Annotated in this window: 19 protein-coding genes; 16 read left to right on the top strand and 3 right to left on the bottom strand. The window is 34.4% G+C overall.

What is annotated here, in order from left to right:
* Positions 1 to 280 precede the first annotated feature (280 nt).
* The 3 genes from modA to QZV03_RS06215 all read left to right on the top strand — a co-directional run bounded on the left by modA (position 281) and on the right by QZV03_RS06215 (position 2,982).
* Positions 281 to 1,108, top strand: coding sequence for a molybdate ABC transporter substrate-binding protein (gene modA / locus QZV03_RS06225; protein ID WP_296874931.1), 828 nt, complete (start codon positions 281 to 283; stop codon positions 1,106 to 1,108).
* 149 nt (positions 1,109 to 1,257) lie between these two features.
* Positions 1,258 to 1,932 (top strand): molybdate ABC transporter permease subunit, encoded by a 675-nt coding sequence (modB, locus tag QZV03_RS06220; RefSeq protein ID WP_296874929.1) that lies wholly within the window; start codon positions 1,258 to 1,260, stop codon positions 1,930 to 1,932.
* A 12-nt stretch (positions 1,933 to 1,944) separates the two neighbouring features.
* Positions 1,945 to 2,982 carry a sulfate/molybdate ABC transporter ATP-binding protein gene (locus QZV03_RS06215; protein ID WP_296874926.1) on the top strand — a complete coding sequence of 346 codons (1,038 nt, stop codon included), beginning with the start codon at positions 1,945 to 1,947 and terminating at the stop codon, positions 2,980 to 2,982.
* Here QZV03_RS06215 and QZV03_RS06210 read toward each other — a convergent pair whose 3' ends face one another.
* Positions 2,983 to 3,519 (bottom strand): DNA-3-methyladenine glycosylase I, encoded by a 537-nt coding sequence (locus tag QZV03_RS06210; RefSeq protein ID WP_296874924.1) that lies wholly within the window; start codon positions 3,517 to 3,519, stop codon positions 2,983 to 2,985.
* Positions 3,520 to 3,581: 62 nt separating this feature from the next.
* Between QZV03_RS06210 and QZV03_RS06205 the strand changes: the two genes are divergently transcribed.
* The 11 genes from QZV03_RS06205 to QZV03_RS06155 all read left to right on the top strand — a co-directional run bounded on the left by QZV03_RS06205 (position 3,582) and on the right by QZV03_RS06155 (position 13,713).
* Positions 3,582 to 4,667: an acyltransferase gene (locus tag QZV03_RS06205; RefSeq protein ID WP_296874922.1), complete on the top strand. Its 1,086-nt coding sequence runs from the start codon at positions 3,582 to 3,584 to the stop codon at positions 4,665 to 4,667.
* Between the two features lie 17 nt (positions 4,668 to 4,684).
* Positions 4,685 to 5,827, top strand: a complete 1,143-nt coding sequence (locus QZV03_RS06200) for an aldo/keto reductase (protein ID WP_296874920.1) — start codon at positions 4,685 to 4,687, stop codon at positions 5,825 to 5,827.
* Between the two features lie 62 nt (positions 5,828 to 5,889).
* Positions 5,890 to 6,240: a nascent polypeptide-associated complex protein gene (locus tag QZV03_RS06195; protein WP_296874918.1), complete on the top strand. Its 351-nt coding sequence runs from the start codon at positions 5,890 to 5,892 to the stop codon at positions 6,238 to 6,240.
* Between the two features lie 4 nt (positions 6,241 to 6,244).
* Positions 6,245 to 6,988 (top strand): metallophosphoesterase, encoded by a 744-nt coding sequence (locus tag QZV03_RS06190; RefSeq protein ID WP_296874916.1) that lies wholly within the window; start codon positions 6,245 to 6,247, stop codon positions 6,986 to 6,988.
* Between the two features lie 68 nt (positions 6,989 to 7,056).
* Positions 7,057 to 8,082, top strand: a complete 1,026-nt coding sequence (locus QZV03_RS06185; RefSeq protein WP_296874913.1) for a Zc3h12a-like ribonuclease — start codon at positions 7,057 to 7,059, stop codon at positions 8,080 to 8,082.
* A complete protein-coding gene (locus QZV03_RS06180; protein ID WP_296874910.1) occupies positions 8,075 to 9,277 on the top strand; it encodes a hypothetical protein in 1,203 nt (400 codons plus the stop codon). Before QZV03_RS06185 ends, QZV03_RS06180 begins: the two co-directional genes overlap by 8 nt.
* A gap of 19 nt (positions 9,278 to 9,296) precedes the next feature.
* Positions 9,297 to 9,707, top strand: coding sequence for a hypothetical protein (locus QZV03_RS06175; protein WP_296874907.1), 411 nt, complete (start codon positions 9,297 to 9,299; stop codon positions 9,705 to 9,707).
* A gap of 15 nt (positions 9,708 to 9,722) precedes the next feature.
* Complete coding sequence (gene argJ, locus QZV03_RS06170; protein WP_296874905.1) at positions 9,723 to 10,946, top strand: bifunctional ornithine acetyltransferase/N-acetylglutamate synthase; 1,224 nt, start codon at positions 9,723 to 9,725, stop codon at positions 10,944 to 10,946.
* Positions 10,947 to 11,255: 309 nt separating this feature from the next.
* The gene (locus tag QZV03_RS06165) at positions 11,256 to 11,858 is read left to right on the top strand and encodes a class I SAM-dependent methyltransferase (protein ID WP_296874903.1); all 603 of its coding nucleotides are present in this window, start codon (positions 11,256 to 11,258) and stop codon (positions 11,856 to 11,858) included.
* Between the two features lie 135 nt (positions 11,859 to 11,993).
* The gene (locus tag QZV03_RS06160) at positions 11,994 to 12,704 is read left to right on the top strand and encodes a 2-C-methyl-D-erythritol 4-phosphate cytidylyltransferase (protein ID WP_296874902.1); all 711 of its coding nucleotides are present in this window, start codon (positions 11,994 to 11,996) and stop codon (positions 12,702 to 12,704) included.
* On the top strand, positions 12,697 to 13,713 hold the full coding sequence (locus QZV03_RS06155; RefSeq protein WP_296874900.1) for an alcohol dehydrogenase catalytic domain-containing protein: 1,017 nt from the start codon (positions 12,697 to 12,699) through the stop codon (positions 13,711 to 13,713). Before QZV03_RS06160 ends, QZV03_RS06155 begins: the two co-directional genes overlap by 8 nt.
* Here the strand turns inward: QZV03_RS06155 and QZV03_RS06150 are convergent, their stop codons facing one another.
* Positions 13,714 to 14,241, bottom strand: a complete 528-nt coding sequence (locus QZV03_RS06150; RefSeq protein ID WP_296874898.1) for a hypothetical protein — start codon at positions 14,239 to 14,241, stop codon at positions 13,714 to 13,716. It abuts the gene before it with no gap.
* Positions 14,242 to 14,475: 234 nt separating this feature from the next.
* Between QZV03_RS06150 and QZV03_RS06145 the strand changes: the two genes are divergently transcribed.
* Positions 14,476 to 14,802, top strand: a complete 327-nt coding sequence (locus tag QZV03_RS06145; RefSeq protein ID WP_296874897.1) for a hypothetical protein — start codon at positions 14,476 to 14,478, stop codon at positions 14,800 to 14,802.
* Here QZV03_RS06145 and QZV03_RS06140 read toward each other — a convergent pair.
* Positions 14,797 to 14,961 carry a hypothetical protein gene (locus QZV03_RS06140; RefSeq protein ID WP_296874895.1) on the bottom strand — a complete coding sequence of 55 codons (165 nt, stop codon included), beginning with the start codon at positions 14,959 to 14,961 and terminating at the stop codon, positions 14,797 to 14,799. The two genes, QZV03_RS06145 and QZV03_RS06140, sit on opposite strands and share 6 nt — an antisense overlap.
* Positions 14,962 to 15,007: 46 nt before the next feature.
* Here QZV03_RS06140 and QZV03_RS06135 point away from each other — a divergent pair, with 46 nt between their 5' ends.
* Positions 15,008 to 15,265: a hypothetical protein gene (locus QZV03_RS06135; protein WP_296874892.1), complete on the top strand. Its 258-nt coding sequence runs from the start codon at positions 15,008 to 15,010 to the stop codon at positions 15,263 to 15,265.
* The last annotated feature ends 380 nt before the right edge of the window (positions 15,266 to 15,645 follow it).

Genomic DNA, 15,645 nt, shown 5'->3' with positions numbered 1-15,645 from the left:
TATAACTTTTTGTTTGATAGTATTGAATGTTCTCATTGTCCAACCATACTATCTATAGTAAACAAAATAACATTCGATTTTTTAGTTATTGATACGCAATATGATATTATTCGTTATTTTTGATAAAATGTATTTTTATCTTTATAAAATATTTTTTAATCTATTTTTATTTTTCGAATGATTTTTTTAGTAATATGTTTCATAACAAAAGATTTATATAGATTTTGTTAAAAATATTAGTATGTGAACATTTTTTCACAACGATTTTAGAGGAGAAATTATGGATAATAAAAAAATAATTATCGCGATTTTGGCTATATTTATAGTTGTTTGTGCAGCTTCAACAGTCAGCGCAGGTTTATTTGATTTTTTAGGCGGTGACAACAGCACAAACAGTACTGATTTAAATGGTAAGGAAATTAATTTGGCTGCAGCGGCCAGTTTAAAAAATGTTTATGATGAAAAATTAATTCCGATGTTTGAGCAAAAGTATCCTGGAGTAAAGGTCACTCCAACTTACGCTTCAAGTGGAGATTTACAAACTCAAATTGAAAACGGTTTGGAAGCGGATGTTTTCATGTCTGCTGCTAACAAACAGATGAATGCTTTAGCTGAAAAAGGTTTAATTGACAACAGTACAAACGTACAATCTTTAGAAAACAAAGTTGTTTTAATCGTACCGGCTGATTCCAATTCAAATATTTCCTCATTCGATGATTTAAAAAATGTTAATGGAAACATTGCTATTGGAGATCCGGAATCCGTACCTGCTGGACAATATGCTCAAGAAGTAATGAACAATACAGGTATATGGAGTGATGTTGAATCCAAATTATCTTTAGGTACTGATGTAACTGCTGTATTAAACCAAGTTGCAGAAGGATCTGCTGATTGCGGTATCGTATATGCTACTGATGCTAAATCTAATGATAAAGTTAAAGTAGTTTGTGAAGCTCCTGAAGATGCTTTAAAAACTCCAGTTATTTATCCTGTAGCTGTTTTAAAAGATTCTAAAGATGCAGATGCTGCAAAAATATTCCTTGAATTCTTGCAATCTAAAGAAGCTCAAGATGTATTTGTAGATTATGGTTTTACTATTCACAAATAGTTTAACTTTCAATGCAATCATTCTTCGACTTTAAGTTGAAGATGATTTGCACATTTATTTTTTCTTGTCGTTCATTTAAATATCAGATTATTTAATATAATATTGTTAATAAATTTTATTTTTTGAATTATTTTTAAGGAAGTAAATACATGATGGATTGGTCACCTATTTTCATTTCAATGAAAACCGCAAGTTTGTCAATTTTAATAACCTTCTTTTTAGGTTTGATTGTAGCTTGGGGCATTGTCATGATAAAAAACGATACAACAAAAAGTGTACTTGACGGTATTTTCACACTGCCTCTTGTATTGCCTCCTACTGTAGTGGGATTCTTTTTATTGTATATTTTTGGTGTCAGGGGACCTATTGGTAAATTCTTTATAGATTTTTTCACCGTAAAGATTGCATTTTCATGGTGGGCAACCGTTATTGCTGCTGTCGTCATGTCTTTTCCTTTGATGTATCGTTCCGCTCGAAGTGCATTTGAACAGGTTGATTCCAACCTTTTGGATGCCGGCCGTACATTGGGGATGTCCGAGTGGAAAATTTTCTGGAAGGTCTTATTTGCAAACGCATTGCCTGGAATTATCGGTGGAGGAATTCTTGCTTACGCCCGTGGTTTAGGAGAATTCGGTGCTACAGCAATGCTTGCAGGTAATATTGCAGGACAAACCAGAACTCTTCCAATGGCAGTTTATTCTGAAGTGGCTGCAGGAAATATGGGAGATGCATTCAATTATGTAGTTGTCATTGTTATTATAGCATTCATAGCCATTTTTGTAATGGATTATGTTTCAATACGTAAGGAGAAGCAATGGAGATAATGGGGAAGGGTTATGAGCGACAAATCATTAAAAGTAAATATCCACAAGAAACTCAAGGAATTCGACTTGGATGTCGATTTTGAATTAAAAAATGGATGTCTGGGAATTCTTGGTCCTTCCGGTTGCGGTAAAAGTATGACATTAAAATCCATTGCCGGTATTGTAAATCCTGATAGTGGGGTTGTAAGTTTAACGACTGATGAAGAGTACGTTTATTATGATTCCTCTAAAAAAATTAATTTAAAACCCCAAAAAAGACATGTTGGTTATCTTTTTCAAAACTATGCGCTGTTTCCAAACATGACAGTTGAGGAGAATGTTGCAAGTGGGCTGCCTAAAAATCATGACGGCAAAATCGTTTCGGAAATGATCAGGCGTTTTCATCTGGAAGGATTGGAGAAAAGATATCCTCGACAATTGTCCGGTGGTCAACAGCAGAGAGTGGCCTTGGCACGTATTTTGGCTTATGGGCCTGATGTTTTACTTTTGGATGAACCTTTTAGCGCTATGGATACTGTATTAAAGGAACAGTTACGTATCCAACTGGTAAATTTACTTAAAATTTTTGACGGTTTTTCTGTTCTTGTTACTCACGACCGTGATGAGGCATTCCAGTTCTGTGATGAGCTTCTGATACTGGATGAGGGAAAAGTCATAGCGAAAGGAAAAACCCATGAGCTTTTTGAAAATCCTGGAAATGTGAGGGTTGCCAAGCTCACAGGCTGTAAAAACATTTCCAAAATCGAGAAAATCGATGATTATCATGTAATGGCTATTGACTGGAATCTTGAATTGGAAGTGGCTGAGAAAATCTCACCTAACATTACCCATATAGGAATAAGGGCACACGACTTTGGCCCTGCTGATAGGGATGACCTTAATGCATTTGATACTGTGGATGCAACAAAATTAGAGATGCCTTTTGAGTGGGAAATAACTCTGGCAAACGGTTTGTGGTGGAAAAAGGATAAGCAAATTCGGGATCACGAATTTAACATCCCTGATTATATAAAAATTGATCCCAATAATATAATATTGCTGGAAGACTAGCTAATACTTAAAGCAATCCTCCTGATGGTTGTCAATAACACCAATTGATTCCAGGTATGAATAGATTATTGTTGGTCCGACAAATTTCATTCCACGTTTTTTCAAATCTTTGGAGATATTTTTTGACAAGTCTGACTCAGTCAAGTATTCTGCTTTTATTATTTCACCGTCAGTAAATCCCCAGATATAGTTGTCAAAACTGCCGAATTCCTTTTGGATTTCAATAAAAATCTTGGCGTTGTTAATTGCGGAGGTTATTTTTCCCTTGTGGCGGATTATCCCCTCATTTTCCCTAAGTTCATTGATTTTTTCTTCACCATAACCTGCAACTTTAACGACATCAAAGTCATCGAAAGCCTTCTTGAAGTTTTCACGCTTTTTAAGGATGGTAATCCATGAAAGCCCTGCCTGAAATGATTCCAGAACTAGCATTTCAAATAGTTCCTTGTCGTCATGGGTTGGAACTCCCCATTCCTCATCATGGTATCTTATGTAGGTTTCATCGTCTCCTGCCCAATGGCATCTGTTAGTGTTCATGAAAATACTTATTATTAACTTAATTTAAATATATTTTTAATCTATTTTGGTTAAATTTTATTATGACAGTTGCGAAATCTAAGAGAATATTCTATTTTGATGCTTTAAGGGCATTAGCAATCATCTGTGTTATTGTTGTTCACGTTTATGCAGTCACCAGAGTCCATGTAATGGCCGATTATGCAGTTATTCCATCATTTGACTGGATATTTTCACAGTTCATAGGAAACTGCTTTAGAATTGGTGTTGATTTGTTTCTTATGTTAGCGGGAGCATTGTCATTGGGCAGAGTATGGACGATAAGGGAGTTTTTAGGTAAAAGAATTCCACGTATTGTTGGCCCTTTCCTTTTCTGGGGGATTGTGACAGGTGCTATTGCTGTAATAATATCGTATTATTTTGGATTTTCATTTATAAATAGTTTTGATATTAATTCAATATATGAGTTCTTTATGGGTGTTTTCTTTGCCACTTCAAGAGGTTATGATCCATACTGGTTCTTCTGGATGATTTTGGGAACTTACCTCATCATGCCGATATTCAACAAGTGGCTGTTGCATTCAGAGCTTGTGGAAGCAGAATACTTTCTGGTTTTCTGGCTTATAACTTGTCTGTATGATTATACATTAAATATGGCATTTCCAATTAAGCTGTCTTATTTCACATGCCCAATAGGTCTTGTAGTGGCAGGATATTACTTAAGACACACTGAAAGAAGGATTCTAAACAATCCTTACTTCGCATTGGCGCTGCTGATCATAACATCAGCGGTAACAGTCATACTTGCGACCTATCATTCAACTGCTTCTGAAATGTATGTATATAACAGGTATTCCATCCTCATGTGCATTGAAGTGATGGCTGTGTTCTTGCTGTTCAAGAATTTCAATAAGTTCAATATTAATTTAAATTTCAGTGAAAGATTGACCAAAATGGTTAAAATGTTTATTTTCATGATTGCTAAATATAGTTATGGCATTTATCTAATACAGGGATTGTTCCTTTGTATTTATAGGGACATCGTTCCATATTGTGGATACTGCAGTACTTTTATAGAAATGGTATTATTGATTCTCATAACTTCTATGATAATAATGTATGTTTTGGAAAAAGTGCCATATATCAATAAAGTAATTGGAGCAAAATGATTTTAGAGGAGATAATAATGACTAAATTAGGTATGGGAATGATGAGACTTCCATTGGTTGATGAAAACGACCAGACAAGCATTGACATGGAACAGGTAAACAAGATGGTGGACTTATATATGGATGCAGGATTCAACTGCTTTGACACAGCATTCGTTTATCATGAAGGAGTGGGTGAAGCAGCCTTCAGGGAATCCGTAGTTAAAAGATATCCAAGGGAATCATTCAAAATTTCAACAAAATTGCCATTGTTTGTAATAACTGAGGAATCACAGCTTGAGCCGTTGTTTGCACAACAGCTTGAAAACTGTGGTGTTGACTACTTTGACTATTATATGCTTCATAATGTAAGCGGATTTACAGAAAACGCTTGGAAAAACGTTGACTTATATTCATTCATCCAAAAGAAAAAAGAGGAAGGCTACATCAAGCACATTGGAATATCCACTCACGGAAATGCGGAATTTTTGGAGGAAATCCTATTTGAGCATCCTGAATTGGAATTCGTGTTGCTTCAAATCAACTACCTTGACTGGGACGATGAGGGAATTGACTCAAGAAAATGCTGGGAAGTTGCAAGGAAATACAACAAGAAAGTAATGATCATGGAACCTTATAAAGGAGGATTTTTGGCTGATGTGCCTCAAGAGGCAGAAAAACTCATGAAAGATTATAATCCTGACAGGTCAGTAGTTTCATGGGCAATGAGATTTGTAGCCAACATTGACGACGTATGCGTAGTGTATACAGGTGCAAGCACTCTTGAACAGCTTGAAAACAACATTGATGAGTTTAAAAATGCCGATCCGTTAAATGATGAGGAAATGGAAATTATAAAAGAGGTTTCAGACATCATCAACAGCAACATTACAGTTGACTGTACAAAATGCAGATACTGTGTTGATGCATGCGCTGAAGAGATTGACATTGCTAAGGTATTCGATTTGTATAACAAGCATAAGATGCTTGAAAAGGAGGACTGGACACAATTTGGAAATGCCTACCTCAACTATTCAAAGCTTCCTGATGTTGGAATCGCTTCTGACTGTATCGAATGTGAAGCATGCATTGAAGAGTGTCCACAATCAATCAATATCCCTGAAGTTTTAAAAGATGTTGCTAAAACATTTGAAACTGAAATTTACGGATTTGAAAATTAAGTTACTTTTAATAATAATTAAAGATATAATTATAAATAGTTAATTTATTGAAGGTTATAGACATGATACCGGGTATGAATAAAAAGCAAATGAAGCAGATGGAAAGACAGATGAAAAAGATGGGTATGAAAATGGAGGAACTCCACGGTGCTCAAGAAGTCATAATCCGTTTTGAAGATAAAGAATTAATCATTGATAATCCTAGTGTAAGTCTAATGAATGTTATGGGCCAGGAAACATACCAGATTGAAGGTAAGGCTCGTGAGGTTGAATTGGAATATGAAATTGAAATTCCTGATGAAGATGTTGAAATGGTAGCAAACAGTGCAGGGGTTTCTCAGGAAAAGGCAAGAGAAGCACTTGAAGAATGTAAAGGAGATCTTGCAGAAGCTATAATGAAATTAAATCAATGATAACATGACTTTGATTGCACACATTTCAGATTTACATGTCTCTAACATCTCTTTTGATGAAGAGATATTTATGGCTGCAGTGGCTGAAATAAACAATTTGCAGCCTGACATGATAATATTGACAGGGGACATTACAGATACTGGTTATTACAAGGAGTTTGAACAGGCAAAAAGATATTTGGAAATGTTTGAAGCTCCATTATTTGCCATTCCTGGAAATCATGATGCCCGTAACTTAGGATATCAGACTTTTGAAGAGTTGGTTGGTGAAAAAAGCTGGAAATTAACTATGGATGGTGATTTCACAGTCATCGGAATTGACAGCAGCTCTCCTGATGTCGATGGGGGTCATGTTGGAAGGCCTCAGCACATGTGGCTGGAACATCAGTTGGATGAGTGTGTAATTAATGAAAATTTTATTATTGTTGCTTTGCACCATCATGTAGTGCCTATTCCTCAAACTGGCCGTGAACGTAATGTTTTAAATGATGCTGGCGATATTTTAGACACTCTGATAACCCATGAGGTCGATTTGGTTTTATCCGGACACAAGCATGTTCCAAAGATTTGGAAACTGAATGACACATTGATTATAAATGCTGGTTCATTATGCTCCACAAAACTCAGGGGTAAAAATAAGAATTCCTATAATGTTTATAACATAACTGAAGATGAAATCGAGATTTTTCTAAATGAAGTAAAAGGCGAAAGGTTTTTATTTGGAAAATATCCAAGAAATAAATTATAAATTAAGTTTAAATATTGAATGAAATATATATAATATACTGAATTAAATTATTATTTTTAGGTGATATTATGAAAGTAGTTGTAGATGCTTCTAATGTGGCGTATCATGTTAAAAACGAAAATGGACAACCTCAAATGTCCAACATTCTTGCTGCTGTTAAAGCATTAGAGGAAAGTGAAGATGAATTTGTAATTATAGCTGATGCATCACTACGTCATGATATTGATGATAAAGAAAAATTTGCTAGATTGCTGGACAGTGATAATGTAGAGGAAGTTCCGGCAGGAAATGATGCCGATCATTTTATATTGGATATTGCAACTCGTGAAAAAGCAAAAATTTTATCAAATGATAAATTCAGAGATTATGCTGCTGAATTTAGGAATATTGCTTCAATGAGAATTCCATTCATTATTGACAATGGAAGACTAACATTCGGAAAACCGAAAAAACCTAAAAAGGATAAAAATATTCTTCAACACATTTGTGATGAAATCATTAAAGAATTAAACTTTAAAAAATGGGAAATCTACACAGGTAAGGAAGGTTTAGAGATTTCTCCATTGAATATTGCCAAACAGGCTATTATTCGTATTGATAATGAAACCAATGCGGAATCCAAACTGGAGAACATTTTTGCGAAAATTCCAATGTTCAATAAAATCGTAGAAATGGTTGATGATGTTGAAATTGCAGCTCCATATGTGATTTTTGTATTGGTGCATCCTAAAGATTATAAGCTTGCTGTAAAAAATGCAGGTAACATTTCAGTTACAGTTGCAGACAGATTAGGTTTGGAGAAAAAGCCTTTAATTGCAGTAAGAAATGATTTATTTACAAAACCTGGCACTTTTGAATTGAATATTCTGCTTGCAGATGAAGTGACCGAAACTGCTCCATATAACATTTTAGTACGTGTAAGCGAGCATGATGAAGTTTTCATTAAAAGAAATTCAAGAAATATTGCAAGCACTATAGCCGGAAGACTCGGATCTTGGAAGTTCCCGTTCGTGTCTGTAAAGCCGGATATGATTTTAGAAAGACCGGGACAATTTGAAATAGAATTGGAAAAAGGAGGGGACTTAGATGGCTAATTCATTAACTAAGTCTTTTATCAAGCTTACAACCAAACTTAATCCTATTGCGGTTGGAACAAAATTTTTTCCAACAAATTCTTTGGAAACTGAGTATGTAGAATTGTTCAATTATACTCAAACAATCCTGTTTGAACTTGAAAAAGCAGAAATTACTTCAGATACAATTTTGCAAAATCTTGTTCGTGATGTAGGGGCTGAAAACCTGCCAAAGGATTATACTTTTCATGAACTGAAACCTGCAGAAAATAAGATTGAAGAATATGCATTGGTTAGTAACATCATCATGGGAAGTGACCGTTATTTCTACATTGAACTTCCACATCCTTCTCGTTTAATTGATATTTTCGTTAAAATTATTCAAAACGAAAAAGGAGAGATTGTGGAAAAAACAGCAACAGAACTGGTTGCAAGAATGCTGAGTAAAAACGATGCAATTCGTGTTGCTATTGAGTTGATTGGAATCGGATTATCTGAAGGAATTCAGGTTATATCTGCTGTAGGAATGACTGGTGCAGCTTCAATTGAACGTGCTATTCACTATACTCAAAGTGTTGGAAGTTTTCCTGGAATTGCCTTCACTAAATTAGGTGGAGAGTATGCATTGGTGTTCGATGAACCTTTCCTTCTTAAGGAATCAAGGCCAGTGGATTTGGAAAATTATCTCTTCATCGATTTGATTGACTCAACCAAATTCATCAACAAAAACGGTAGAAACCAACTTGTTGAGTTGATGACAGGAATCAAGAATTTCATTGAAACCGAATGTGACGGTGAACTTGAAGGATACCGTGAAGGTGGGGATGACTTTATTGCAAGATTCCCATCAAAGGATTTGGCTATTCGTGCAGGACTTGATGCAGCATGGTTTGCTTTGGATAACGGTGCAAAAATCAGAGCAGGAATTGGAAGAAGCAGACGTGAAGCTGGTGAAAGAGCACAATTGGTTGATGATTTGGAAGCGACTTCTCCATTATCTTTAGTTGTTTTTGAATTGGCAAATGGATTATATGCTTATAATATTCCATCTGAATTCACCAGGACATTGATTAACCTGGTGGAAAATGAAAAGCCTAAGTTAATTGGAGTATTTGCATTCGTATTTATATTTGCATATATGCTGTCCATTTTAGGATTAGGTGCATTCAGTTTTATAGGTGTTATAATAGCATTAGGCTATGCATTTTTTGCTTAAAGATTGAAAGAGAAAAATTATGGCTAGAAAGAACGACAATAAGAGAGTTTTAAGATCAGGAAATGGTCGTAATAAGGCCTCCAATAGAAAGGTAAGGAGGAGAAGAAAAAATAACTTTAATGCTCGTCCAGCTATGCCTGTCTCTCAAAATCCAAGAAGAGCTAAGAAAAAAAGAAAAACTAGTGGTTTTGTTGTTTTAATCATGATTATTGCATTGGCAGCGTTTGTAATAGGTGCTGGAATTGGAGTGTCATTAAGTTTTGATGATGGTAATGATGATGGACCTCATTTTGAAAATGTTACCCGGGAAATGACAACAGGATTAAATAATACTAGTCAGGTAATTTATGATAAAGAAGTTGATAGTATTGACTTTAATGAAAATATAACTTCTCAGTTAAGTAATAATTATTCTAATGTAAATAACTGATTTTTTGTGATTTTTATGAGTTTTATTAAAGAGCTTGATGGAGGATTTTCTGTAATAGAAAATCTTAAGGTGTCAGGCGCTCGTGAAGGTAAATATGGTGTCAGCATAATTGTTTCACCAAACAGTGCTGCTTCAGCTGTATTTACATCAAATAAAGTTGTTGCAGCGCCTGTTAAGTATACAAAAAATGTTCTTAAGAAAGGAATTATTTCTGCTGTTTTTGTAAATAGTGGTAATGCAAATTGTTTTACAGGTCAACAGGGAATTAAGGACTGTGAAACCCTAGTGGAACTTGTTGCTAAAGATTTAAAATTGCCAAAAGATGAGATTGCCATTTCATCCACAGGTGTTATAGGCCGTGAAATGCCAATAGATATCATTTCAAAAGTTGCATATGAATCTTTATCTTCTTTGGGTGATAAACCTGAAAATTCTCTTGCGGCCGCTAAGGCCATCATGACTACTGATACATTTCCAAAGGAATGTGCTGTTGAAGTGACCTTGACAACTGGTGAAAAAGTTAAGATTGCAGGAATCACCAAGGGCAGCGGTATGATTGCCCCTAATATGGGAACAATGCTGTCATTCATTGTAACCGATGCGGTTATTCCTGCAGATGAAATCAATAAGGCATTGAAAAAAGCAGCCGATATCAGTTTCAACATGATTGTTGTCGATGGTGATGAAAGTACAAATGACACATGCCTGATGATGGCAAACGGTGCATCCGGAATTGAAGTTGCTAGGGATGGTGAACTTGATTCCAATTTCCAGGAAGCATTAAATTACATTTGCATTGATTTGGCCAAAAAGATGGCGCGTGACGGTGAAGGTGCCACCAAATTCATTGAAGCCAATGTGTATGGTGCTAAAAATGATGAGGATGCACGTCTTGCAGCAAAATCAATCATTTCTTCAAGTTTGTTTAAATCTGCAGTATTTGGCGGGGATCCAAACTGGGGAAGAATAGTCTCAGCAATTGGTTACTCAGGTTGTGAACTGGATCCGGATATTGTCACAATTTCAATTGCAGATGATGTGGATGATGTTGATTTGGTTAAAAAAGGTGAAATATTGGCCTTTGACGACACACCTTATCTTGAAAGAGCTGAAAAGATAATGCAGTCAAAAAATGTCACAGTAAATATTGACATGTATTTGGGTGACGGTGAAGCTACCGCTTGGGGCTGTGATTTAACATATGATTATGTGAAAATCAATGCAGAATACACTACTTAAAGAAAAGTTTTAAATATATTAAAAACAAATATTTTTATGTTATAGATTTAATTCTAATTTTGTAATGATAAATTTTAAGGAGGGAAGGACATGGCTAAAGTTAAAGGTACTAACAGAAGAACCAGACAAAAAAGAAGTTATACTAAACCTGGTAGTAAAAGAGGAAGAGGAGTTAAACAAACTTGGAAAAAATAATCCTCTTATAACTTTTTTTTCTTATTTTTAACTATTTTTGATTGTTATTTACATTCTTTCACATTGATAAATATTATATACTATTTTTTTAAGATTATTATTTAGGTGATAATAATGATGATGCCAGAAAATGGACACAGAGCACATGGATTTTCCAGTGCATTCTTTTTAGATTCCGATGAAATAATTCAAGAATTGGAGTTGGCTGGTGATGAAACATTTATGGACGCTGGCTGCGGTGATGGTCACAATGCAATCAAAATCCTTGAAGACTACAATCATAAAGGGTTAGTATATGCAGTGGATATCTATAACGCATCAATTGAGGATATGGAAACATATAAATCAGAAAATAACATTGAAAACTTGATTAATATTGAGGCAGATATTACCGAAGGTATTCCTGGGGTGGATGATGAATCAATAGATGTAGTTTTAATGGTCAATGTTTTCCATGGATTTAAAGCGTCAAGAAAAATGGATGAGGCTGTCGATGAACTTTCAAGAATAATTAAAAAAGATGGTAAAATTGCGATAATGGATTATAAAGCATGGGATGTTCCAAATGGACCTCCTACACAAGTCAGATCTTCTCCTGAAGATTTGGAAAAATTATTCAATGACCATGGTCTTAAAAAGATTTATTTGAATGAGGAAATCGGTGAAGATATTCCTGAAGGTAAATCTCATTTTTTAATCATGTTTTCAAAGGAATAATTTTTAGATTTGAGAGTCTTACTCTCAACTACTTTTTTTTTGAAAATTTTATATAGTATTTTTTTTAAAAATGTTAATGATGGAACAGTGATTATAGACTATTTGGTTCCAAAATTAATTTAAGGAGTAATGTTGATGATTTTTGCAGCAATTTTGGCAGGTGGGATAGGTTCAAGAATGGGAGATACTGACACTCCAAAACAGTTCCTGACATTAGGAAACAAGCCTGTTATTATTCATACAATTGAAAAATTTGTAATTAATGATGATATTGATAAGACCATTGTATTGATTCCAAAAAACTTCATAAACCACACTATTAATTTAATCAATGAATTCATTGGTGAAAATGATGACATAATTGTCATTGAAGGTGGGCAAACCAGAAATGACACCTTGCTGAACAGTATAAAATATATTGATGAGAATTTTGGAATTGATGAGGATTCTATTATTCTTACACATGACTCTGTACGTCCATTCGTTACCCATAGGATTATTGAGGACAATATAGATGCTGCAAGAAAATATGGAGCATGTGACACCGTTGTTCCGGCCACAGACACTATCGTTGAAAGTGTCAATGGTGAGACCATTGAAAGTATCCCTGTGAGGGATTATTATTACCAAGGCCAAACTCCACAGAGCTTCAATATAAAGAAACTTTTCAATTTAATCAACAGTTTAACAGAAGCTGAAACCAATATACTGACAGATGCATGTAAAATCTTCACACTTAAAGATGAAGATGTACATCTGGTTGATGGTGAAGTGACAAATATCAAGATTACTTATCCATATGATTTAAAATTAGCAAATACAATACTTGAGGATAAAAATGATTAACATTGTCTACAGACTCAAATCACCAAAGTTCTTTGAAGAGGCTATTGATGAAATAGAACTGGATGGTGTGGTTGTAAGGCCAACCTACCTTTCAATCTGTCAGGCTGATCAAAGATACTATCAGGGTTCAAGGCCAGGGGATGTTCTGGAAAAGAAATTGCCTATGGCATTGATTCATGAAGGAATCGGAGAGGTTGTTTATGATAATACCGGAGAGTTTGACTCCGGTGACAATGTAGTGATGATACCGAACACTCCCGGTGGTGAGGATGTCTGCAGGGCGAATTATTCATATAAATCCAAATTCAGAGGAAGCGGTTTTGACGGATTCACCTCAGATTTGGTTAAACTCGATGCAAGTCGTGTTGTAAAGATTCCTGATGATTTCAATCCTAATGTTGCAGTATTTATAGAACTGATTAGTGTAGCATTTCAGGGAATTTCCAAGTTTGGTGAACTTGCCATAACTCCAAAGGATACATTGGGAGTGTGGGGTGATGGAAATTTAGGTTTTATCACTGCACTATTTTTAAAGAATAAATTTCCGGATTCAAAAATTGTTGTTTTTGGAAAGCACCTTGAAAACTTGAATCTCTTCTCCTTTGCTGATGAGATATATCAGATACATAACGTCCCAAAGGATTTGGCTATTGATCATGCCTTTGAATGTGTAGGTTCAAGCGCTTCCCAGTCTGCAATTGAACAGATTATCGATCTGATTAATCCACAGGGTACAGTAAACCTATTTGGTGTAAGTGAGTATCCTATACCTATAAATACTCGAATGGTTTTGGAAAAGGGATTGACCATTCAGGGAAATAGCCGGTCTGAAAGGGAAGACTTTGTTGGAGTTGTTGAAACTCTCAAGCAAAATCCTCAACTTTTTGAATATCTCGAAAAGCTCGTTACAAACATATGTGAAATAAAAACTCTAGATGACTTGAGACAGGCTTTTGACATGGATCATAATTCCCACTTCGGAAAAACCATTTTGAAATGGAACAAATAATTACAGGTAATTTTCATTAATTATTCGTAATGTTTCCATTCTAAAGTAATGCCTGTCCTTTTTTGCACAGTTTACGGGAAGCATATGTAGGATTTGGATGTCCTCATGGTCAAGACTAATGTTTTTTCTGGTCTTATGTTTGATGTGGTTGAGAATCATATGGCAAGGGTCTTGATGTGAACAGGCAATTCTGATTTTAAAATCTGCATCTGACTTAATTGGACACTCTTTCACTAACAGTCTGCTATTTTTTGGGCATAATACATAAATTGAAATAGGTTTTTGAAGTTTTTCATAAAGGTTTTCAGCAATTTCAATGTATTTCACAAGTTCGGCTACATCAACATCTTCATATTGGATTTCAAAATCAATAAATTCCCCATCTTCAGTCATGAAAATGTCTCTTCTTGGAGTTGCATTTCCATCTAGTTTTTTCAGATGTTCTGGAGTCAGGAATGCGATTTTTCTTGAGTCATTAAATGTTTCTTGAAACATTTTGGCATAGGCTTTTAAATTAATTTCATTCATTTTTTAACCTCATAAATTTTTATTTGCATTCCAATATTATTTTTCATTGCTTATAAATGGTTAAGTTATAAATAAAGATAATTTACAAGCATAAAATCAATTTTAATCACCAATAACAATTTTTCATTTTTCTACAATCTGTAATTTCTGATGTTTTTGATGATTTCTTTGAAGAGTTCATTGATTAGGATAACTTATTTAATTGTAGTAGGCCAATAGTTAATTGGTGATGGTGTGGACTATGAATCGATAATCCTGGAAAAATTTCCCAACTGTAATGTTGAAGTTATCCAACCGGGATTTTTAGATATTGAAAAGCTTAAGGAATATATCACTGATGACATTATCATATATAAGCCTCACAATATTCTTGTTTACAAAAATTTAATAAGATTTCTGGTAAATATTGGTGAAAAGGGTAAAATCTACTATTTGGAAGGATTTTCAGATGATGACTTGAAGGTTATTCACACAGGCATTTTGAAATTCGCATATGGAAGGGACACCACTGTTAACCTATTCAAGAATGCCGACCCGGACAGGGAAATTTTAGAGTTATAGATTGAAGAATTCGTCACAATACTCGCAGTAATAGTTTGACTCAATCGAACAGCAATTTCCTATAATTACAGTGTTGTTCAGGGATTCCTCGGCAAGTTCATCGCCGGGTTCTCCATGAAACACTTTGACTAATTTTCTGTTACAGTATGGACATTTCATTATTCTAATATATGATGAACCCTAAATAATAATGTAGGTGTTAATTATGATGATTAATCTTGGAGCTGAATTTGGCTCTCATTTGGAATCCGGTGATGATGCAACCGAATTAATCGGTATTTTAAACAAAATCCCTAAGGATGATTTCATAATCGATTTCAAAGAGGTCCTATTTGTTACAATGAACTTTGCACAGGCATATTATACTGCAAAATATGAATCCGATAAGAGAATATCAGAGATAAACCTGTCTGAGGAAGTTAGTGTAGTTATGGGTGCGGCTGATGAGGCATGCAATCCTTAATTATTTTTTTATTTTAATTTTTAATATTTTTTGAAAATTTTAGTGTTTTTTCATTTAATTTTTCAATCAGATTTATCTTAAAAATGCGAGAATACCTCGACTTCTGTAAGTCTGGGATGAATCGCAAATTGGGTGTACTTTTGTTAACTATCTGATTTAAATAGTTATTTTTTTAAATAAGCTTATTTTATAATAACTGATGTGTATTAATATTCAGTATAAACTTTTTTTGTGATTGTTTTCCTTATTATAATTATTTTTTTTATATGGAATTTTTTTTTATTATCATTTGCTCTCTTACTGTTTCTTTATATATGTATGAGGTTGTTAATTTAATATTAGTGAGTCTTTAATTTGTGTATGTTTGAGATTAAAGAATC

It is taken from the genome of uncultured Methanobrevibacter sp., assembly GCF_902788255.1.
GTDB lineage: Archaea > Methanobacteriota > Methanobacteria > Methanobacteriales > Methanobacteriaceae > Methanocatella.
Note: the sequence above shows the minus strand (reverse complement) of the source record. Positions and strands in the feature narration are given on the sequence as shown.